The organism is Streptomyces sp. SN-593 (assembly GCF_016756395.1).
In the GTDB taxonomy this organism is placed as follows: Bacteria; Actinomycetota; Actinomycetes; order Streptomycetales; family Streptomycetaceae; genus Actinacidiphila; species Actinacidiphila reveromycinica.
The window spans coordinates 4,054,009-4,073,248 of record NZ_AP018365.1 but is presented as its reverse complement, the minus strand read 5'-3'; the positions used below and the strand labels follow the sequence as shown (position 1 = coordinate 4,073,248).

19 protein-coding genes are annotated in these 19,240 nt (G+C 73.9%); 15 read left to right on the top strand and 4 right to left on the bottom strand.

Annotated elements, in window-relative coordinates:
- Nucleotides 1-198: 198 nt before the first annotated feature.
- The 3 genes from RVR_RS17030 to RVR_RS17020 are packed head-to-tail and all read left to right on the top strand — an operon-like array spanning nt 199 to nt 2,566.
- Nucleotides 199-1,158: an ATP-binding cassette domain-containing protein gene (locus tag RVR_RS17030; RefSeq protein ID WP_202234678.1), complete on the top strand. Its 960-nt coding sequence runs from the start codon at nt 199-201 to the stop codon at nt 1,156-1,158.
- The gene (locus RVR_RS17025) at nt 1,155-1,970 is read left to right on the top strand and encodes an ABC transporter permease (RefSeq protein WP_202234677.1); all 816 of its coding nucleotides are present in this window, start codon (nt 1,155-1,157) and stop codon (nt 1,968-1,970) included. The genes RVR_RS17030 and RVR_RS17025 overlap by 4 nt, the downstream gene beginning before the upstream one ends.
- A gap of 50 nt (nt 1,971-2,020) precedes the next feature.
- Nucleotides 2,021-2,566, top strand: a complete 546-nt coding sequence (locus RVR_RS17020) for a hypothetical protein (protein WP_202234676.1) — start codon at nt 2,021-2,023, stop codon at nt 2,564-2,566.
- A gap of 239 nt (nt 2,567-2,805) precedes the next feature.
- Here the strand turns inward: RVR_RS17020 and RVR_RS17015 are convergent, their stop codons facing one another.
- Nucleotides 2,806-3,081 (bottom strand): helix-turn-helix domain-containing protein, encoded by a 276-nt coding sequence (locus RVR_RS17015; protein WP_202234675.1) that lies wholly within the window; start codon nt 3,079-3,081, stop codon nt 2,806-2,808.
- A 164-nt stretch (nt 3,082-3,245) separates the two neighbouring features.
- On the opposite strand from RVR_RS17015, the gene RVR_RS17010 reads away from it, so the two are divergent.
- Nucleotides 3,246-3,974: a hypothetical protein gene (locus RVR_RS17010; protein ID WP_202234674.1), complete on the top strand. Its 729-nt coding sequence runs from the start codon at nt 3,246-3,248 to the stop codon at nt 3,972-3,974.
- 62 nt (nt 3,975-4,036) lie between these two features.
- Here RVR_RS17010 and RVR_RS17005 read toward each other — a convergent pair whose 3' ends face one another.
- Nucleotides 4,037-4,696, bottom strand: coding sequence for a TetR/AcrR family transcriptional regulator (locus RVR_RS17005; RefSeq protein ID WP_202234673.1), 660 nt, complete (start codon nt 4,694-4,696; stop codon nt 4,037-4,039).
- Between the two features lie 87 nt (nt 4,697-4,783).
- On the opposite strand from RVR_RS17005, the gene RVR_RS17000 reads away from it, so the two are divergent.
- The 4 genes from RVR_RS17000 to RVR_RS16985 all read left to right on the top strand — a co-directional run bounded on the left by RVR_RS17000 (nt 4,784) and on the right by RVR_RS16985 (nt 9,214).
- Nucleotides 4,784-5,152, top strand: a complete 369-nt coding sequence (locus RVR_RS17000) for a DUF4267 domain-containing protein (protein ID WP_202234672.1) — start codon at nt 4,784-4,786, stop codon at nt 5,150-5,152.
- Nucleotides 5,153-5,296: 144 nt separating this feature from the next.
- On the top strand, nt 5,297-5,941 hold the full coding sequence (locus RVR_RS16995) for an HdeD family acid-resistance protein (RefSeq protein ID WP_202234671.1): 645 nt from the start codon (nt 5,297-5,299) through the stop codon (nt 5,939-5,941).
- Between the two features lie 71 nt (nt 5,942-6,012).
- Nucleotides 6,013-6,615: a nitroreductase family protein gene (locus tag RVR_RS16990; RefSeq protein WP_202234670.1), complete on the top strand. Its 603-nt coding sequence runs from the start codon at nt 6,013-6,015 to the stop codon at nt 6,613-6,615.
- A 352-nt stretch (nt 6,616-6,967) separates the two neighbouring features.
- On the top strand, nt 6,968-9,214 hold the full coding sequence (locus tag RVR_RS16985; protein ID WP_202234669.1) for an alpha-L-rhamnosidase-related protein: 2,247 nt from the start codon (nt 6,968-6,970) through the stop codon (nt 9,212-9,214).
- An 88-nt stretch (nt 9,215-9,302) separates the two neighbouring features.
- On the opposite strand, the gene RVR_RS16980 is transcribed toward RVR_RS16985, so the two are convergent.
- Nucleotides 9,303-9,713 (bottom strand): Fur family transcriptional regulator, encoded by a 411-nt coding sequence (locus RVR_RS16980; protein WP_202234668.1) that lies wholly within the window; start codon nt 9,711-9,713, stop codon nt 9,303-9,305.
- A gap of 370 nt (nt 9,714-10,083) precedes the next feature.
- On the opposite strand from RVR_RS16980, the gene katG reads away from it, so the two are divergent.
- Together katG and RVR_RS16970 are read left to right on the top strand one after the other, a co-directional pair.
- On the top strand, nt 10,084-12,318 hold the full coding sequence (gene katG / locus RVR_RS16975) for a catalase/peroxidase HPI (protein WP_202234667.1): 2,235 nt from the start codon (nt 10,084-10,086) through the stop codon (nt 12,316-12,318).
- A gap of 272 nt (nt 12,319-12,590) precedes the next feature.
- Nucleotides 12,591-14,021 (top strand): hypothetical protein, encoded by a 1,431-nt coding sequence (locus RVR_RS16970; RefSeq protein ID WP_202234666.1) that lies wholly within the window; start codon nt 12,591-12,593, stop codon nt 14,019-14,021.
- An 8-nt stretch (nt 14,022-14,029) separates the two neighbouring features.
- Here RVR_RS16970 and RVR_RS16965 read toward each other — a convergent pair whose 3' ends face one another.
- Complete coding sequence (locus RVR_RS16965; RefSeq protein ID WP_202234665.1) at nt 14,030-15,889, bottom strand: ABC transporter ATP-binding protein; 1,860 nt, start codon at nt 15,887-15,889, stop codon at nt 14,030-14,032.
- A gap of 664 nt (nt 15,890-16,553) precedes the next feature.
- On the opposite strand from RVR_RS16965, the gene RVR_RS16960 reads away from it, so the two are divergent.
- The 5 genes from RVR_RS16960 to RVR_RS16940 all read left to right on the top strand — a co-directional run bounded on the left by RVR_RS16960 (nt 16,554) and on the right by RVR_RS16940 (nt 19,222).
- Nucleotides 16,554-16,748, top strand: a complete 195-nt coding sequence (locus RVR_RS16960; protein WP_202234664.1) for a hypothetical protein — start codon at nt 16,554-16,556, stop codon at nt 16,746-16,748.
- Nucleotides 16,749-17,016: 268 nt separating this feature from the next.
- On the top strand, nt 17,017-17,904 hold the full coding sequence (locus tag RVR_RS16955; RefSeq protein WP_237404796.1) for a S8 family peptidase: 888 nt from the start codon (nt 17,017-17,019) through the stop codon (nt 17,902-17,904).
- Nucleotides 17,901-18,557 carry a GAF domain-containing protein gene (locus tag RVR_RS16950; RefSeq protein ID WP_202234662.1) on the top strand — a complete coding sequence of 219 codons (657 nt, stop codon included), beginning with the start codon at nt 17,901-17,903 and terminating at the stop codon, nt 18,555-18,557. The genes RVR_RS16955 and RVR_RS16950 overlap by 4 nt, the downstream gene beginning before the upstream one ends.
- Nucleotides 18,558-18,647: 90 nt before the next feature.
- Nucleotides 18,648-18,800 carry a hypothetical protein gene (locus RVR_RS16945; protein WP_202234661.1) on the top strand — a complete coding sequence of 51 codons (153 nt, stop codon included), beginning with the start codon at nt 18,648-18,650 and terminating at the stop codon, nt 18,798-18,800.
- Nucleotides 18,801-19,054: 254 nt separating this feature from the next.
- Nucleotides 19,055-19,222 carry a hypothetical protein gene (locus RVR_RS16940; RefSeq protein WP_202234660.1) on the top strand — a complete coding sequence of 56 codons (168 nt, stop codon included), beginning with the start codon at nt 19,055-19,057 and terminating at the stop codon, nt 19,220-19,222.
- The last annotated feature ends 18 nt before the right edge of the window (nt 19,223-19,240 follow it).

Genomic DNA, 19,240 nt, shown 5'->3' with positions numbered 1-19,240 from the left:
GTCCCGTCCGCGTGACCGTCCGGGCCGGGTGGCCGTCCCGGACGCTCGGCCCGATCCGCGCCTCGCCCGGACCGGGGTCCGCCGTGGGCCGGGGTCCGCCGTGGGCCGCCGGCCCGGATCGTCCCCCTCTGCGCTCCCGCTCCCCCCGGGCGAGAATGGTGGGCGAGGCAGATCCGCCACGCCGAGCGAGGTGGTCCCGTGGACCAGGCAGCCATCAGCGTCTCCGGCCTCAGCAAGCGGTTCGGCTCCGTGACGGCGCTCGACTCCGTCGACTTCGACGTCGAGCCCGGTACGGTCTTCGGCCTGCTGGGGCCCAACGGCGCGGGCAAGAGCACCGCGATCCGCATCCTGACCACGATCGTGCGCCCCAGCGGAGGGCGCGCGGCGGTGCTGGGCCACGACGTGGTGCGCGAGGCCGGCACCGTGCGGAGCCTGATTGGCCTGGCCGGGCAGTACGCGGCGGTGGACAAGAACCTCACCGGCCGGGAGAACCTGCGGCTGATCGGCCGGCTCACCCACGTACGGCGCTCCGGGACCCGGCGGCGGGCGGGCGAGCTGCTGGAGCGCTTCGACCTGACGGACGCCGGCGACCGCCCCGCCCGCACGTACTCCGGCGGTATGCGCCGGCGGCTGGACGTGGCCGCCGCGCTGGTCCCCGACCCCCCGGTGCTCTTCCTCGACGAGCCGACCACGGGCCTCGACCCGCAGAGCAGGATCGCGCTGTGGGAGATGATCCGCCGGCTCGTGGCCGACGGCACCACGGTGCTGCTCACCACGCAGTACCTGGAGGAGGCCGACCGGCTCGCCGACCGGGTCGTCGTCATCGACCACGGCCGGGCCATCGCCGACGGGACCCCCGCGCTGCTCAAGGCCGACCTGGGCAACACCGTCATCGAGCTCGACATGGGCGACCCCGGCCGGGCGGCGCGGGCGGCCGAGGCGCTCGGCGGCCGGCTGCCCGAGCCGCCGGGCACGGAGGGCGGCCGGCTCCGGGCGGTCTCGCACGACGGGTCCCGGCCGCTGCTCGGGTTGCTGCGCGCGCTGGACGAGCGGGGCCTGGTGCCCGAGGCGGTGGCGGTCCGGGAGTCCAGCCTCGACGACGTCTTCCTGCGGCTGACCGGGCACCGCAGCGGGCCGGACGAGGACGCGGAGCCGTGACCGGCGGCGCCCCGGCGTCGCGGGCGCCGGTCGGGCCGCTCGCCCGCCTGGCCCGGACCGCCGGGGACGGCGCGGCGGTCGCCTGGCGGAACCTGATCGGGTTGCGCCGGGTGCCCCGGCTGCTGATCTTCTCCACCATCCAGCCGCTGGTGTTCGTGCTGATGTTCCGCTACGTCTTCGGCGGGGTGGTCGAGCCGGCGCTGCACGGGGTGTCGTACTCCGACTTCCTGATCCCCGGCATCTTCGTGCAGACCGCCGTCTTCGGGGCCATGAACACCGCGATCGGGCTGGCCACCGACATGCAGACCGGGCTGATGGAGCGGTTCAGGTCGCTGCCGATGGCCAGGTCGGCGGTGCTGGTCGGCCGGACCATGGCGGACCTGGTGCGGAACGTCTTCGTGGTCGCGCTGATGGCGGCGGTGGGCTTCGCGATCGGCTTCCGCATCCACGCCGGCGTGCCGGCCTTCCTCTGCGGCATCCTGCTCGTGCTGGCCTTCGGTTTCGCGATGTCGTGGATCTTCGCGGTGGTCGGCATGGCCGTCGGCGACCCGGAGACCGCGCAGGCCGCGGCCTTCCCCGTCCTGGCCCCGCTGGTCTTCGCCTCCGCGGCCTTCATCCCCGTCGACACCATGCCCGGCTGGCTCCAGGCGTTCGCGCGGCACCAGCCGGTGTCCTGCACCGCCGAGGCGGTGCGCGCCCTGGTACTGGGCGGGCCGACCGCCACCGACGTGTGGCAGGCACTCGCCTGGGACGCGGGCATCGTGGCGGTCTTCGCGCCGCTCGGGGTCTGGCTCTACCGCCGGGCGGTGTGAGGCGCGGGGGCGGGTGCGGGGCCCGGCGGGCGGCTTGACATGATGCCGGGATGAGCCGAAACCGCCGTTCCGCACTCCGCTCGACCCGGGTCCCGCGCGCCCTGCGGGCACTCGCGGGGGCGGCGGCACTCGTCGCGCTGGCCACCGGCTGCACGCACTCCGGCTCCTCCCAGGCGGCCCCGTCGCAGGTCCCGACGACGGGCACGCCCGGCCGGGCCGACGTGCACGAGGCCGACGTCGACCTCACCATCACCGACGCCGTCGCCCACCTCGACAGCGCGGGCAACGGCACCCTGACGATGGCGATCCGCAACGACAGCGGAGTGCCCGAGCACCTCGACATGGTCGGGGCCCCGGACGCGGGCCGCGGTGTGATCGCCGGCCGCAGCACCGGCAAGACGGGGGACCCGGGTTCGCTGATGGACGCGGGGATCTACCTGCCGGACGGCACCACGGTGACCTTCGGCGGCACCGGCCCGACCGTCACCTTCACCGCGGTGCACGGGGTCACCGCGCAGCACACGCTGCCGCTGATGCTGGAGTTCGGAGTGGCCCGGTTGGTGAACCTGTCCGCGCGGGTGGTCACCACCGGCTGAGCCCGGCGGCTCCCGCAGGCACGGGGGAGCACCCCTCCTCCCGCGACCGGGACGGTGATCGCTCCCACGACCCTGACCGCTCCCACGACTCTGACCGCGCGCGACTCTGACCGCTCGTGACCCGACCGCGCTCGTGACCCGACCGCGCGCGCGACCCCGACCGCGCTCGTGACCCGACCCCGGCCGGACCGGGTGGCGGATCCCCGACTGCGCGGACTGCGCGCGGTCCTGCGCGCGCCTTACCGTGCGGGCGTGCCGCCGGGCGGAGCGCCGCCCCCCGACAGGCGCTTGCGCTCCAGGACGACGATCGGGCAGTTCAGCGCCTCGGCGATCTTCAGCAGGTTCGCCGGGGTGGCGCTGCGCCAGCCCGACTCGATCTCGCCCATCAACTGCTCGGAGATGCCGACGAGATCGGCCAGTGCCCGCTTGGTCAGCCCGGACTTCTCCCGTGCCCAGGTGACCGCTTCGGGTTCCTGGTAGAGCCGCCTCGGGCGGGAACGGCCGCGGGATGTCATGGGGGACAAACTAGCGCGTAGTAGGGCGTGGATCAAGCAACTACGCGCGCACTGCGCAGCAGAACTGCGCAGTCGGAGGAGCTCGCGCAGGCCAGGGACGGTTGCACGACCCGGGTGGTGCGGGGAATTGGACGCCGGGCGCGTAGTAGTGCGAAGCTCGCCGTATGACTGAGGGCCTGCGGCCGCCCCCGGAGGGGCTGTTGCTCATCGCGGCGAGGGCACGTCAGGGATGCTCCGGGCGCGACGTCGCGCAGCGCACGGCGCTCAGCGCGGCGATCCTGCGGAAACTGGGCTCCTCCCCGCGGAAGTCGACGCTGAGCGAGTCGTACTGGCGCAGCGTCGCGGGCGGTTACCAGTGGGTGGGCCGGAAGAAGGTGCCGGCCCGTCCCAGCGCCCGGGGAGTGGCCCGGTACGCCCACGCGTTGGGCGTGACCGCCGAGCAGTTGACGACCGCGGGCCGCGCCGACGCCGCGCAACTGCTCCGGACGATCGCGGCCGAGGTCGCCAAGGAGGAGAAGGAGCGCCGCGACGTCGATGCCGCGCGCCGCGCCTCGGGCAACCCGGCGCGGGTCGAGGAGCGCTGGCTGATGCTGGAGCCGCTGCTGCGCCAGGCTCCGGTCGGCCTCGACGACGACGAGCGGGACGACCTGCGCGACCGCGTCGACGGCCTCCTCACCCGCAGCGCCCAGTGGCAGGCGCCCCACGCCCAGGACGCCGCCGGGAAGCCCGCGGCGGCGAAGACGGCCAAGGCGGCGAAGACGGCCGGGACGGCCAAGTCCGCGAAGTCGGGTGCGTCGAAGGCGAAGAAGGCGGCCGCCAAGGCGACCGGGGCGACCAAGGCGGCCAAGGCGGCCAGGTCCGACAGGAAGTCGAAGGGCCCGCGCGAGGGCTGAGGGCCTGTCCGGCGGGCAGGCCCCAGGGCCGTTCGTGGGGATCTTCGGGCCGCCGCGGGGACTCAGCCGGCCGTCGCGGGGCGCGCCGCGGGTCCGGCGTCCGGGGCGAATCGGGCGATCAGCAGGGCCAGCCGGTACTCGTGCCCGGGCGCGGGCAGGCGGCCGCTGCGCATGAGGGTGACCAGGCCGTGCAGGGCGGCCCAGAAGGTCTCGGTGAGGATGCCCGGCACGTCGTCGGGCGCGGCCAGCGGCGCGACGGCCGCCAGGATCTCGGCGAAGGCGTCCTGGAGGGGGGCCGGGGCCTCGGGGGTGGCGAAGGGCAGTTCGACGGCGTGGGTGAACATCGCGTCGTAGAGCGCCGGGTGGTCCCGGGAGAAGGCGGTGTACGCCGCCGCCACCGCGGCGAGGGCGGCACGGGCGTCTCCGGACCCGGACCCTGACTTGGACCCGGCCCCTGACTTGGACCCGGACCCGGCCCGGGTGCGCGCCGCCCGCAGGGCGACGGCCAGTTCGGCGCAGCCCTGCACCGCGACGGCGGTCATGATCGCGTTCTTGCCCTTGAAGTGGCCGTACAGGACGGGCTGGCTGTACTCGATCTCGGCGGCGAGCCGCCGGGTGGTGACGGCGTCCCAGCCCTCCGCCTCCGCGAGTTCCCGTGCGGTGGTGACGATCAACTGCTCGCGTTCGGCTCGTTCGCGCTCCCGGCGCGTCTGGATCGACATAGCCGGATTCTAGCATCGCTAGAAAACATGTCGGCGATCTGTTAGCTTCGCTCCCGACCCTAGCGTTGCTAGAAAAGGAGTCCCGGCATGACCGTCACCGCGTACACGCTCGCCGTCGTCATCGACGTCTTCGTGCTCTTCATCGGAGGCCGTTTCCTGCTCCAGCCCCAGGCCGCCGCAGCGGGGTACGGAGTGCCCGCCAGGCCCGACGGCGACCCGGCCTACCTCACGATCAAGGGCCTGCGGGACGGCACCTACGGGGTGCTCGGGCTGGTGCTGCTGATTCTGGTCGGCGCCCATGCCGAGGCGTGGTTCCTGCTGGTGGCGGCGGTGATGCCGTTCGGCGACACGCTCATAGTGCTGCGGCACGGCGGCACCCGGGCGGTCGCGTTCGGCGTCCACTTCGCCACGGCGGTGCTGCTGCTCGTCGCCGCGGGCCTGCTCTTCGCCGTCTGAGCGCGGCGGCTGCGCACACCGCCGCGCAGTCCGGTCGGACGGTCGCGCACACCGCCGCTCGGACTGCGGACCCGCCGCGGTCGTGCGACGGTGGAAACGGCCTCGGCCCGCAGGTCGGGGCCGGCGCGCGAAAGGCGGAGTGCGATGACCCACCTCTCCGGAGATGTACCAGGGGCCCCGGTTCCAGGAGGCGCGCTCGCCGCGCTCGCCCGGGCCGCCTGGCAGGTGTTGCTCGTCGCGGGGATCGCGGCGACCGTGCTGGGCGTCATCGTGCTCGCCTGGCCCGGCGAGACGCTGCTCGTCGTGGGGATCCTGTTCGGTGTCTACCTGGTGGCCAGCGGCGTCCTCCAACTCGCCGGCGCCTTCGGGCCGCACGTCCCCGGCGCCATGCGGGCACTGTCCTTCGTCACCGGCGCGCTGTGCGTGCTGCTCGGGCTGATCTGCTTCCGCGGCGCCGCGGAGTCGTTGCTGCTGCTGGCGCTGTGGATCGGCTTCGGGTGGCTGCTGCGCGGGGTCATGATGCTGTCGGTCGCGGTGTCCACCGAGGGCCTGCCGGCCCGGGGCTGGCAGGTGTTCTTCGGCGCGATCACCCTCATCGCGGGCATCGTCCTGATCGTCTCCCCCTTCGGCTCGCTCGCCGCGCTCACGATCGTGTCCGGCATCTGGCTGCTCGTCCTCGGCGTGGCCGAGGTCGTCCACGCCCTCAGTATCCGTTCGCTGTCCGGCCGTTCCGCGACTCCTCCGGCGCACCCCGCCGCACCCGCCTCCCCGCCCCGCGAGCACGCCTGACGGGAACGCGGGAGGCGCGAGGGGCGCGAGGGGGTGTGGGCGGGCCCGGGGGAGTGGGAGGATCTGGCGCCATGGAATTCTCCGAGGTGGTTCGACGGCGACGGATGATCCGGCACTACTCCGACCGCCCGCTGGCCCCGGACGTGGTCGAGCGGGTGCTCGCGTCCGCGCTGCGGGCGCCGTCGGCGGGGTTCTCGCAAGGGTGGGCGTTCCTCGCCCTGACCGACCCGGCGGACCGGGCCCGCTTCTGGCCGTTCGTGCCGACCCGGGTGGAGCAGACGCCGACCATGCAGGACGCGCCGCTGGTCGTGGTGCCCCTCGCCCACAAGGCCGCCTACCTGGCGCGGTACGCCGAGCCGGACAAGGGGTGGGAGGACCGCGCGGAGGCGCGCTGGCCCGCGCCGTACTGGTTCATCGACACCGGCATGGCCGCGCTGCTGATGCTGCTGACCGCGGTCGACGAGGGCCTGGACGCCTGCTTCTTCGGCATCATGCCCGAGCATCTGCGGCCGTTCCGCGAGGAGTTCGGGGTGCCCGAGGAGTACGCCCCGATCGGCGGGATCACGGTCGGCTACCGGGCGAAGGACGCGCCCCCGCAGAACCCCCGCACCAGCGGGCGCCGGCGCGACCCGGCGGAGGTCGTCCACCGCGGCCGGTGGGGCCGGCACGCCTGACTCCCCCGGGTGCGGCCGCCGCGGGCACCGACCCCCGCGGCACCGCCCCCCAGGGTGCCTGATCCCCGGCGGCGCGCCTGCCCCAGGGCGCTCCGCCGACCGCCCCTGCACGGCCCGTCCACCCGGTCCCGGCGCGTACGCGCTTGAAGCTTTCAACCGGGGCCGACACTCCCGGATGTGCCCGTCACGCCCCGTCACCGCAGATCAATCCTGGTTGAACTGTTGATTGAACACGGCGCCGAGGCTAGCGTGCGCTGGCGAATTGAATCGTCTCAGTCCGAAGTCGCGGGTGGCGGGGCCGTACGATCGGGCGCCGCGGCCCCCTCACGCGTGTGGAACGGGAAGAGGGGTCATGATCCATCTGTCGAGGGGCAGGGGAACGCTGGCGGCGCTGTCCGCGGGCGTCACCCTGATGAGCATGCTCACGGTGAACGCGGCGGTGGCGCAGTCCGCGACCGGTGCCGGCCACGCGGCGGGCGACCCGTGGACCGACGCCGGCTACCAGCCCCGCCAGGGGGACTGGCGGCCCTACGTCCTGGCTCCGCCGGGCCACAGCGTCGACCCGGTCGCGGTGTCCTCGGTCGCCGCCCGCGGCGGCGCGGTCCAGGGCGACCCGAAGGCACTGCTGGGCACGGCCAAGAAGCCCCTGCGGCTCACCAGTTCGGGTGACCGCACCCAATCGCCGCTGGTGACGCTGGACTTCGGCAAGGACGTCGGCGGCAAGATCCGGATACGGGTGGCGGGCGCGTCGAAGACACCGCCGCAACTGCACGTGTGCTTCAGCGAGTCGCAGCAGTACGCCGCCTCCGCCACCCAGACCAACAACGGCGAGGACGCGGTCGCCCCCGGCTGCGACACCGCCAACATCTGGAACGGCTACCCCGGCCAGCCGTACACCTACGACGCGGACAGCCACACCTTCACCCTCGACACCGCGAAGCTCCCGGCGACCCTCACCGACAGCCAACTGCGCGGCGGCTTCCGCTACGCCACCGTCTTCCTCGACGGGCCCGGCTGGGTGGACCTCGGCGCGGTCTCCCTCGACTACACGGCGGCGCCGCGGCAGTCCGACCCGGCGGACTACCAGGGCTGGTTCCTGTCCAGCGACAACGAGCTGAACAAGATCTGGTACAGCGGCGCCTACACCGTCCAGCTTGACACCTGGATGTCCGACACCGCCAAGAGCTGGCCCTACCAGACCGGCGAGGCCGACCACTCCGACGCGCAGGTGCCCGGGGCCGACCCGGACCAGGAGGTCATCTTCGACGGCGCCAAGCGCGACCGGGTGGTCTGGGAGGGAGACCTCGCCATCCAGGCGCCGGTCACCTACCTCAGCACCGACGACGTGCCGGCCGTCGACAACTCGCTGTCCTCGCTGGCCTCCCAACAGCTCTCCGACGGCTTCGTCCCCGCCGAGAGCCTGGTCGGCCCGCACAACCAGGACGAGATCCGCACCTACGGCGAGTACGTCACGTGGTTCGTCTACAACCACTACGAGCACTGGCTCTACACCGGCGACCGGTCCTACCTCGCCCAGTGGTGGCCCCAGTTGACCAAGGCGATGGCCTGGCTGGAGTCGGTCCGCGACCAGGACGGCAGCGGGCTGATCTCCTTCGCGGGCGCCAACTCCTGCGGCCACTACGGCTACAGCGACTGCGGCCACGAGACGTACGTCAACGCGCTGTACAAGCGGAACCTCGACGAGATGGCCGAACTGGCCGGCGCGCGCGGCGACACCGCCGGCGCCCGGACCTACGCCGCCCGCGCCACCGCGGTGAAGGACGCGATCAACTCCCGACTGTGGGACGCCTCGACGGGTGCCTACCGGCTGTCCACCGAGATCCCGGACGCGTACCCGCAGGACGCCAACGCCGCCGCCGTGCTCACCGGCGTCGCCGACGGCGACCGCTCGTCGCAGGCGCTGACCTACCTGCGGAAGAACAACTGGAGCACCTACGGCTCCCTGACCGTCTCGCCGAGCACCCCCAACGCCTCCATCCAGCCCTTCTACGAGCCGCTGCCCAGCGGCTTCGAGGCCAGCGCCCGGCTGGCCGTGCCCGACCCGAGCGGCACCGAGCAGCAGCAGGCGCTCCAGTTGATGCGGACCTTCTGGGGGCACCAGCTCAGCGAGGACCCCGGCAGCACCCTGTGGGAGAAGGCGAACCTCGACGGCGACCCCGGCATCGCGCAGTTCACCAGCCTCGCCCACGGCTGGGCGGCCGGCCCGACGATCTCGCTGACCACCCAGGTCCTGGGCGTCCAGCCCACCGCGGCGGGCTTCTCCGGCTACTCGATCGTGCCGACCCCCGGCGGGCTGACCTGGGCGCAGGGCAGCGTGCCGACCCCGCACGGCGCCATCAGCGCCTCCTGGCGGTCCTCCGCGCACGGCTTCACCCTCACCGCCACCGCCCCGCGCGGCACCCGCGGCGAACTCGCCGTCCCCACCGGCGGCCACAAGGTCCGCGTCTCGCTCGACGGCCGCACGGTCTGGGACGGCACCCGGGCGGTGGGCGGTGCGAAGGTCACCGCCGACGGCACCACCGTCCGCGTCTCCGGCGTGGGCCCCGGCCACCACACCCTGACCTCCCACACCCTCTGAGCGGACCGTGCGGCGCGCCGCCGCCGCACACGCACGCCGCCGCGGGGCGGGGACGGATCGCCGTCCCCGCCCCGCGGCGGCGTGACCGCTACGCGCAGTCCGGGCAGAGCCCGCGGTAGGTGACCTCGGCGGAGGAGACGGTGAAGCCGAAGCGCTCGCCGGCCGGCAGGGCGGCGAGCGGGTCGCCGGTGGGGTGGACGTCGCGGACGGTGCCGCACCCGGCGCACACCAGGTGCTGGTGCGGGTGGTGCGCGTTCGGGTCGTACCGCTTCGCGCGGCCGTCGGTGGTGACTTCCGTCACCTCGCCCAGGCTGACCAGTTCGCCGAGGGTGTTGTAGACCGTCGCCCGGGAGATCTCGGGCAGCCGCTCGATGGCGCGCGCGTGCACCTCGTCGGCGGTCAGATGGACGTGGTCGCCGTCGAGGACCTGCGCGACGACGCGCCGCTGGGAGGTCATCCGCCAGCCACGGCCCCGCAGCCGCTCCACCAGGTCGCTCATGTCGGTTCACCTATTCGGGTTCGCGGGATGCCCGCAGTTTACCAGGGGGCGTCCGGAATTTGACCGGATATGCGCTTGGCCCGCTTCTTGACTTGGACGGTGTCCATCGTAGGATCGGTTCCGGCGACAGCCAAGGGGCAGGAAGAGCCCTGTACGGCACGAGGCGCCGACCCGGCGCGAGCAGGAGCAGGAGACACGGACGTCGAGAGCCCGCACGGACCTTCGCCGCGCTCCCGGCCGGCGACCGCGGCCCCCCGCGGGCCGCTTCCGGCCTCGCCGGCCGCGTCCCCGCCCCTGCCCCGCCCGCCACGGCACCTCCACCACCCGCAGTGCCTGAGCACCGTGATCCGCCCGGTCCGGAAGGATTTCCATGTCTGACAACACCAACAACGACGCGATCGTCGTGGACGCCAAGACGGAGGGCGCGGGCGGCTGCCCGGTCGCCCACGAGCGCGCCCCGCACCCGACCCAGGGCGGCGGGAACCGCGGCTGGTGGCCGGACCGGCTCAACCTGAAGATCCTCGCCAAGAACCCCGCGGTGGCCAACCCGCTCGGCGACGACTTCGACTACGCGGCGGCGTTCGGCACCCTCGACCTCGCGGCCGTCAAGCAGGACATCGCCGAGGTGCTCGGCACCTCGCAGGAGTGGTGGCCGGCCGACTTCGGCAACTACGGCCCGTTCATGATCCGGATGGCCTGGCACAGCGCCGGCACCTACCGGATCAGCGACGGCCGCGGCGGCGCCGGCGCCGGGCAGCAGCGCTTCGCCCCGCTCAACAGCTGGCCGGACAACGGCAACCTCGACAAGGCCCGCCGCCTGCTGTGGCCGGTGAAGAAGAAGTACGGCCGCAGCCTGTCCTGGGCCGACCTGCTGATCCTCACCGGCAACGTGGCCCTGGAGACCATGGGCCTTCAGACCTTCGGGTTCGCCGGCGGCCGCGAGGACGTCTGGGAGCCGGAGGAGGACGTCTACTGGGGCCCGGAGACCACCTGGCTCGACGACCGCCGCTACACCGGTGACCGGGAGCTGGAAAGCCCGCTCGGCGCGGTGCAGATGGGCCTGATCTACGTCAACCCCGAGGGCCCCAACGGCAACCCGGACCCGATCGCCGCGGCCCGCGACATCCGCGAGACGTTCCGCCGGATGGCGATGAACGACGAGGAGACCGTGGCACTGATCGCCGGCGGCCACACCTTCGGCAAGACCCACGGCGCCGGCCCGGCCGACGCGGTCGGCGACGACCCCGAGGCCGCGCCGATCGAGGCCCAGGGCCTGGGCTGGAAGAGCAGCCACGGCACCGGCAAGGGCGCGGACGCCATCACCTCCGGCCTGGAGGTGACCTGGACCAGCACCCCCACCCAGTGGGGCAACGGCTTCTTCGACAACCTCTTCGGCTACGAGTGGGAGCTCGACCGGAGCCCGGCCGGCGCCAACCAGTGGAAGCCGAAGGACGGCGCCGGCGAGGGCACCGTGCCGCACGCCCACGACGCCGCGAGGAAGATCGCGCCCGGCATGCTCACCACCGACCTGGCGCTGCGCTTCGACCCGATCTACGAGCCGATCTCGCGCCGCTTCCACGAGAACCCGGCGGAGTTCGCGGACGCGTTCGCACGCGCCTGGTACAAGCTGACCCACCGCGACATGGGCCCGAAGTCCCTGCTGCTCGGCCCCGAGGTGCCCGCCGAGACGCTGCTGTGGCAGGACCCGCTGCCCGAGGCGGACCACGAGGCGATCGACGCCGCGGACGTCACCGCCCTCAAGGCGAAGATCCTCGCCACCGGCCTGACCGTCTCCGAACTGGTCTCCACCGCGTGGGCGTCGGCCTCCACCTACCGCGGCAGCGACAAGCGCGGCGGCGCCAACGGCGCCCGGATCCGCCTCCAGCCGCAGCGCGACTGGGAGGTCAACAACCCCGACCGGCTGGGCACCGTGCTGGCCGCGCTGGAAGGCGTCCAGCAGGAGTTCAACGCCTCCGCCGGCGCGAAGAAGGTGTCGCTGGCCGACCTGATCGTGCTCGGCGGCGCCGCGGCGATCGAGAAGGCCGCCAAGGACGGCGGGGTGGACGTCGAGGTGCCCTTCACCCCCGGCCGTGTGGACGCGACCGACGAGCACACCGACGCGGAGTCGTTCGCCGCGCTGGAGCCGGGGGCCGACGGCTTCCGCAACTACGTCGGCAAGGGCAACCGGCTCGGCGCCGAGTACCTGCTGATCGACCGGGCCAACCTGCTCACCCTCAGCGCCCCCGAGACGACCGTGCTGGTCGGCGGCCTGCGGGTGCTGGGCGCCAACTACGACGGCTCGAAGCTCGGCGTCCTCACCGACGCCCCGGGCACCCTGACGAACGACTTCTTCGTCAACCTGCTCGACCTGGGCGTGACGTGGACGCCGACCTCCGAGGACTCGAGCACCTTCGAGGCCCGCGACGACGCCACCGGCGCGGTGCGCTGGACCGGCACCCGCGCCGACCTCGTCTTCGGCTCGAACTCCGAGCTGCGCGCGCTGGCCGAGGTGTACGCGAGCGACGACGCGCGGCAGAAGTTCGTCACGGACTTCGTCGCGGCGTGGACCAAGGTGACGGAGCTCGACCGGTTCGACCTCGCCTGAGCACCACCCCGCCGCCGGATCGCGGTGCCGGACACACCGGCGCCGCCCTCCGGCGGCGGCGCCGATCGCGCGGACCGCGCCCGGGCCACCGCCCCGGGCGCGGTCCGCGCGCGTGTGCGGCGCGCGTGCGGACCGCGCCGTGGACGGGCGCCCGCTCGGGGACACAGGGGACGAATGGGGCGTGGCGGCGCGGGTATCGGGCCCCGCGGTCTGCATGATGGCGGGACGGGTGCCCGTCGTCGTCCGCGGGCCGCGAGGGAAGTGGGTGGCGCATGCCGGATCAGGAGCTCTCGTCGTACGGCTCGGCTCGCGGGATGAACCGCCGGGCACTGCTCCAGGCGGCCGGGCTGGGCGCCGGAGCGCTCGCGGCCGGCGGTGCGGCGGCCGGCCGGGCCCAGGCGGCGACGCCGGCGGGCGCGGACCCGCGGAGCGGACCCGCCGCGGTGGCGGTCGACGCGCCGGCGGCCGCCGCGAGCGCGGAGCTGCCGCTGATCGGCGGCCCGGACTTCCCCGTCGGCCTGTTCTGGCCGCCGCACCCGTACGAGACCACGCTCGCCCGCTACCAGGAGATCGCGGACGCGGGCTTCACCTTCCTGATCACCGGCAACTACCAGTTCGACGCGCGCAGCGCCGCGTACGCGCTGGGCCTGGCCGACCAGGTGGGGCTGAAGGTGCTGGTCGCCGGCGACCCGCGGATCCAGGCGATCGCCCAGTACATGACCGTCACCGACGACCGCACCGTCCCGTCCTCGATCACCACCGCCGACGCCACGTCCTGGGTGCGCACCTCGCTGGGCGGTTACACCAGCCACCCCTCCCTGGCGGGCGTGAGCGTCTACGACGAGCCCTCCCGTGTCCGCTTCCCCACCGTCGGCGCGCTGACCGGCATCGTCCGCTCCGTCGCCCCGGCCCTGCTGCCGTACGCCAACATCAACCGCGGCAACGGCGCGACCTACGCGGACTTCGTGCAGACCTACGTCGACACCGCGGGGCCGGCGCTGATCTCCTTCGACCGGTACCCGATCCTGACCGACGGGATCGACACCGACTACTTCGACACCTGGGCGATCGTGCGCGCGGCCGCCCTCAAGGCCGGGGTGCCGGCTTGGACGTACATCCAGTCCACCGGCTACAACAGCCACCGGGTGCCCACCGCCTCGCAGTTGGCCTGGCAGGTCAACGTGAGCCTGGCGTACGGCTGCAAGGGCATCCAGTACTTCACCTACTGGACCCCCGACCCCGCCCGCGGCGAGGGCTACACCCAGGCCCTCATCACCACCGACGGCAGGCGCACCCCCCTCTACGACGCCGCCACCACCCTCAACACCGGCTGGCTGCAACCCGTCGGCCGCCAACTCAAGCCCCTCGTCTCCGAATCCGTCCAGCACGCCAACGACACCCCGGCGCCGACCGGCACCACACCCTTCACCCCGGGCGACCAGATCACCGCGGTCACCGGCGACGCCGCGATCCTCGGCCTCTTCCGGGCCGCCGACGACGACGGCACCCGCCACCTCCTGGTGGTCAACCGCGATCCCGACGCGCCCGCCTCCGTCCGGATCCGGCTGGACCCGGCCCACGTCGCTTCCGCAGCCGCCTTCTCACCGGCGGACGCCGCGTACGGCACGCCGGACGCCTCGGGCGCGATCGCCCTACAACTCCTTTCGGGGGCGGCGGCGTTGTACCGGCTCGCGCCCAACTGACCGGCGTCTCAGGGCCGACTGGCCGGCCGGTCGTTCTGGAGCGTCCACAGGTCGTGGAACAGGCCCGGGGCGTCGCGGAGTTCGGTGAAGGTGCCGTACTGGACGAGCCGGCCCCGGTCGAGCACGGCGATCTTGTCGGCGACGGTGACGTTGGTCAGGCGGTGGGTGACCAGGACGACGGCGCGGTCGGCGGCGAGCGCGCGCAACCCGGTGAAGATCCGGTGCTCCGCCCGCGGGTCGAGGGCCGCGGTCGGCTCGTCCAGCACGAGCAGGCCGGCCTCGCGGTGGAACGCGCGGGCCAGGGCGACGCGTTGCCACTGCCCGCCGGAGAGTTCCTGGCCGCCCCACCACTCGCGGGCGAGCAGCGTGTCCAGACCGGAGCGCAGGGCGGCCACCACGTCGTCGGCGCCCGAGGCGCGGGCGGCGGTGCGCACCGCGTCGTCGGCGTCCGACCCGCCGGGCCCGCGGACCGGCTGGCCCAGGGTGATGTTCTCGCGGGCGGTCAGCGGCCACTGGGCGTAGTCCTGCGGCACGACCGCGACCCGCTGCCAGGCCGCCTGCGCGTCCAGGGCGACGGTGTCGGTGCCGTCCCAGGTGACGGCGCCGGTCGTGGGCAGGTAGAGCGCGCAGAGCAGCTTGCTGAGCGTCGTCTTCCCGGAGCCGTTCTCGCCGACCAGCGCGAGGACCTCGCCCTTGCGCACGTCGAGGGTCACGTCGCTCAGGGACGGCCGGTCGGCGTCGGGGTAGGCGTAGCCGAGGTGCTCGGCGCGCACCACCGCGGGGCCGGCGGGCACGACGGCGCCGCGCCGGACGCGGTGGCCGCCGGCCTCGTCGAGGAAGTCGGACCAGTCGTCGAGGTACATGCCGGTGCGGAAGATGATCGCGCCGTAGCCGACGATGCCGTGCAGCCCCGACGCGACCGAGCGCAGCGCGAAGGTGGCGGTGCCGGCCGAGGCGACGGAGATCCGCCCGGTGCCGATCAGCGCGATCAGCGCCGCCCAGACCAGGCCGGACGCGAGGCCCCCGGCGAGGCTGCCGAGCAGCGAGGTCCTGGCGGCCCGCCAGGCCGCGCGGTCGGTGGCGGCGTCCACCCGGGCGCCGGCGGCGCGGTACTTGCCGAGCAGGAAGTCCGCCATGGTGCCGGAACGGATCTGGTCGGCGTTGTCCTTGTCGACCAGGTGCCAGCGCAGCAGCCCGAGCAGCCGCCGGTCGCTCATCGTGTCCAGGGAGGCGAGGTAGTTCAGCCGGCCGGCCCGCACCCCGGCGACGGCCTGGGGCAGGGCCGCGAGCACCAGCAGGGGCAGCAGCAGTGGGTGCACGGCCGTCAGCACGGCGGCCGCGGCGACCAGCGACGCGGTCGCGGCCAGGATGTTCTGGGACTGGTTGAGCAGGTCCTGCGAGACCTCGACCCCGCGATCGGCCGCGTCCCACCGGTCGTTGTAGCCGGGATGGTCGTACGCCGTCAGCTCCGCGTGGGTCGCCGCGTCCAGCAGCCGCAGCTCGGCCTCCCGGGAGATCCGCGGCGCCAGGCGCGTGGACAGGGCGCCGATCGTGATCCCCAGCACCGCCCGGACACCGGCCGCCGCGGCGAGCAGCGCGATCGACGGCGCCGCCTCGCGCAGGCGGCCCGCGATGTGGCCCGAGGCGATCACCGCGGTGATGGTGCCGGTCACCGCGAGCAGGCCGAGGGCCTCCAGGACACCGGAGAGCACCTGGCAGACCAGCAGCGCGGCCACCGCCCGGCGGTCCACCTGCCACGCCATCCGCAGGGCGCGGCCGATGAGTTGGGGCAGGCGGCGGGCCATGGCGCGCAGGGTGATGGCGTGGCCGGCCTCCAGCCGGCGGTCCCCGGGGATCTCCAGGCGCATCTGCTCGGAGGCGGGCGCGGGCGCGGTTCCGGCCGCGGGTCCGGGTGGGGATGCCGTGTCGGGTGCGGGTGCGGGTGCGGGTGCGGGTGCGGTAGCCGTCGCGGGTCCGGGTCCGGGTCCGGGTGCCGTCGCCGGTGCGGCCACGGCCGCGGGTGGTGGTGCGGGCACGGGTGCGGCTACGGGGCCGGGCTGTGGTGCTGACCCGGCGGGGTGCCGGGCGGGCGTCGGCGCCGGAGCGGCGGGCAACTGGTCGGTCATCGGGTCCCCTCCCCCCACGATCCGGCCCACCAGTCTGCCCGGGCCCCCGCCCCGGTGCCCGGCCCCCGACCCGACCCGCCACGGCGCTCGGACGCACCCGCGCACCCCGCAGCGCACGCCCGGCGCCCGTACCGCCCCCCGCCGCCGCGCGCACGCGGCCGAACCCCGCGGGCGGACGGCGGAGTTGCGCGTAGTGCCCTCGCGGGGCGGTGCCGGGCTGCACGGGGTCAGGGCGGAGGTGGTCGGAAGGAGGGGACTACGCGTATTCGGGGACGGCCGGGCTCGGAAAGGGTCTAGAGTGCTCTTAGTTCGCGGAATGTGAGCCGAAGAGTGAGCTTGAGAGTGAGAGTGCTCCAGGGCTTCCGCGGAGGCGGGTTCCGTTCGAGGTGGGATCAGGGAGGGCTCTGTGGCGGATGGTGTTTCCGATGCGGTCCGGGGTGGGCATCCGGGCGTCGGTCCGAGCGCGGAGAGCCGGGCGAAGCCCGGAGGGCGGGGGCGGATCGGGGCGCGGCTGCGGACCGCGGGGCGGCTGGCCGTGATCGCGGTCGCGTGCGCGAAGAACCTCGCGGACGTGGTCGGCAGCATCGACCGGCACCTGTGAGACCCGCTACGAGCTGCGGATTTACCGGTTGTGAACCGAATACCAGCCGTTGCCCAACCAGGTGCGCCGAGACTTGGTCTCCGCATGGCCCGCACGGTCCGAACCGTCCGTACGACGCGCACCGCACGCACGACGCGCACGTGTCCACTGGATTCGCAGGAGTACCACCGAGGCGCTGTGGAAGGGGCGGCCCATGGCATCCCAGCCGTGCGAGGCGGGCCCGCCGCAGGCGGGGCGGGTAGCGTTATCCGAAGCCTCACCGGACGCCTTGCCAGAGCCCCCCTACGAGCCTGCGGAGGGCGTGGCGCCGGACGGCGCAGCACCGGCGGCCCGGCGGACGATCCGCTTCGCGCACGCCTCGCGGGGCGGCTCGCTGGACCCCGGCCGGGTCGCCGCGGCCCACCCCGTGGAGCGCGACTGGGCGTGGGGCGGCACGACCGGCCGCGGCGTGCGGGTGTGCGTGATCGACAGCGGCGTGGACGGCGCGCACCCGGCGATCGGCGGCAGCGCCGAGGCGTACGCCGCCGAGCCCGACTCGGCCGAGCCGGGGGCGCGCTGGAACGTGGTCCCGGACACGGAAGGCGACCTCGCCGGCCACGGCACGGCCTGCGCCGGCATCATCCGCTCCCTCGCGCCGGAGTGCGAGCTCACCAGTGTGCGCATCCTGGGGCCGCGCCTGAGGGGGAGCGGGGAGGCGCTGGTGCGGGCGCTGGAGTGGGCGCTGGAGCGGCGGTTCGCCGTCGTCAACGTCAGCCTGTCCACCCGGCGCGAGCAGCACAAGGAGCGGCTGCACGACCTCGCGGACGCCGCGTACTTCGCCGGCGTCACGCTGGTGTCGGCCGCGCACAACAGCCCCGTGGACAGCTACCCGTGGCGCTTCCCGTCGGTGCTGTCCGTGGGCGCGCACGGCGAGCCGGACCCGGAGTACGTGGAGGCCAACCCGGATCCGCCGGTCGACCTCTTCGCACGGGGCGTGGGCGTCGAGGCGCCCTGGCCCGGCGGCGGCAAGCGGGTGGTGTCCGGCAACAGCTTCGCCGCCCCGCACGTGACCGGCCTGTGCGCGCGCATCCTGGAGCGCCATCCCCGTTTCCGCACGCCCGAGTTGCGCCACGTCCTGACCGCGACCGCCGGAAACCTGAGGAGGAGCCAGGGATGAGCGCCGCCCCGCGACCGGAGGCGGCGCAGCCGTCCGACGAGATCCTGCGGTCGACCGCCCGGCTGGCCCGGCTGTCCTTCTCCGCCGCCGCGGCGTCGGTGTGCCTGCACGACGAGGAGCGGGGCGCCCTGGTCTTCGAGGCGTCCTCGGGCGTGGGCGAGGACCGGCTGGTGGGCACGGCGATCCCCGCGGGGCGCGGGATCGCGGGCTGGGTCGCGGCCACCGGCGAGACCGTGATCGTCCGGGGCGTCGCCGACGACGTCCGGTTCGACCGCGACTTCGCGCTCGGAACGGGCCTGGTGCCGGACGTCCTGATGGCGGTCCCGATGGAGCACGCGGGCGAGATCATCGGCGTGCTCGAGGTGCTCGACCCGAAGACCGACGGGGTCGGGGACCTGGACGCCATGGACCTGCTCTCCGAACTCGCCCGCCAGAGCACGGCGGCGCTGGCGCTGCTGCGGGACCACCGGCGCGCCGCCCGCGCGCCCGCCGCCCCCGCCGCGGCCGGACCCCTGGACCGGATCGCCTCGGTCCTCGCCACGGCCACCGGCCGCCGGGCCGACGCCGGCCGGGCCCTGCTCGAAGCGCTCGCCGACCTGCTCGACCCGGACCCGGACCCGGACCCGGCGCCGGACGCCGGCCGGGCCCCGTGACCTGAACCCGCACGTCGACCCGCACGGCACCGCACCGCGTACCGCACGCACCCGCACCTCCACGCACCCCACATTTACGAGGAGGAATCCATGCAGGATGAACCGGAGCAGTTCATCAGTATGTCGTCCGCACTGTGCCCGCTTTACATGGAAACCGACCTGTTGGACGTCCAGGCGCATTCGGCGGACGTCGAGACCGCCGCGCGGGACGACGGCGAGGGGCATTCCGAAGACTCCGACTGACGGCGGAGAAATCCGAGGTCCGGCCCCTGAGGCCGCTCTGACCTGACTCTTTGCATTGCTGTGCACGCTTCACGCCGCCTTTTTCGCGCGCCGGTACGGAGTCTTCTTTCGGCATGCCCTTTTCCGGGAACGCTCCGGCAAAGCGCGGCGCGGGCGAGTGGAAACGGGATATTGACACCCCGGGGGTGTCGTCCTAATCTCGAAATCGGGGGCGCTCAGCACCCCGAAAAACCTTAACTTCCCTGGAGGAATTCATGCCTAGTGGGGCCGAGAAATTCGAGGGCGTCGAGGTCATCTGCGGCGTGTACGACAAGGACTTCGCTCCGGCGTTCTCGGGCGACGACGTCGAGGCGCACTCGGCCGAGAAGCTGCCGTCGGACGGCGTCATCTGTGGCGTGTTCGACAAGGAGAACGCCTCCTGAGCCGAGGGGAAGCGGGCG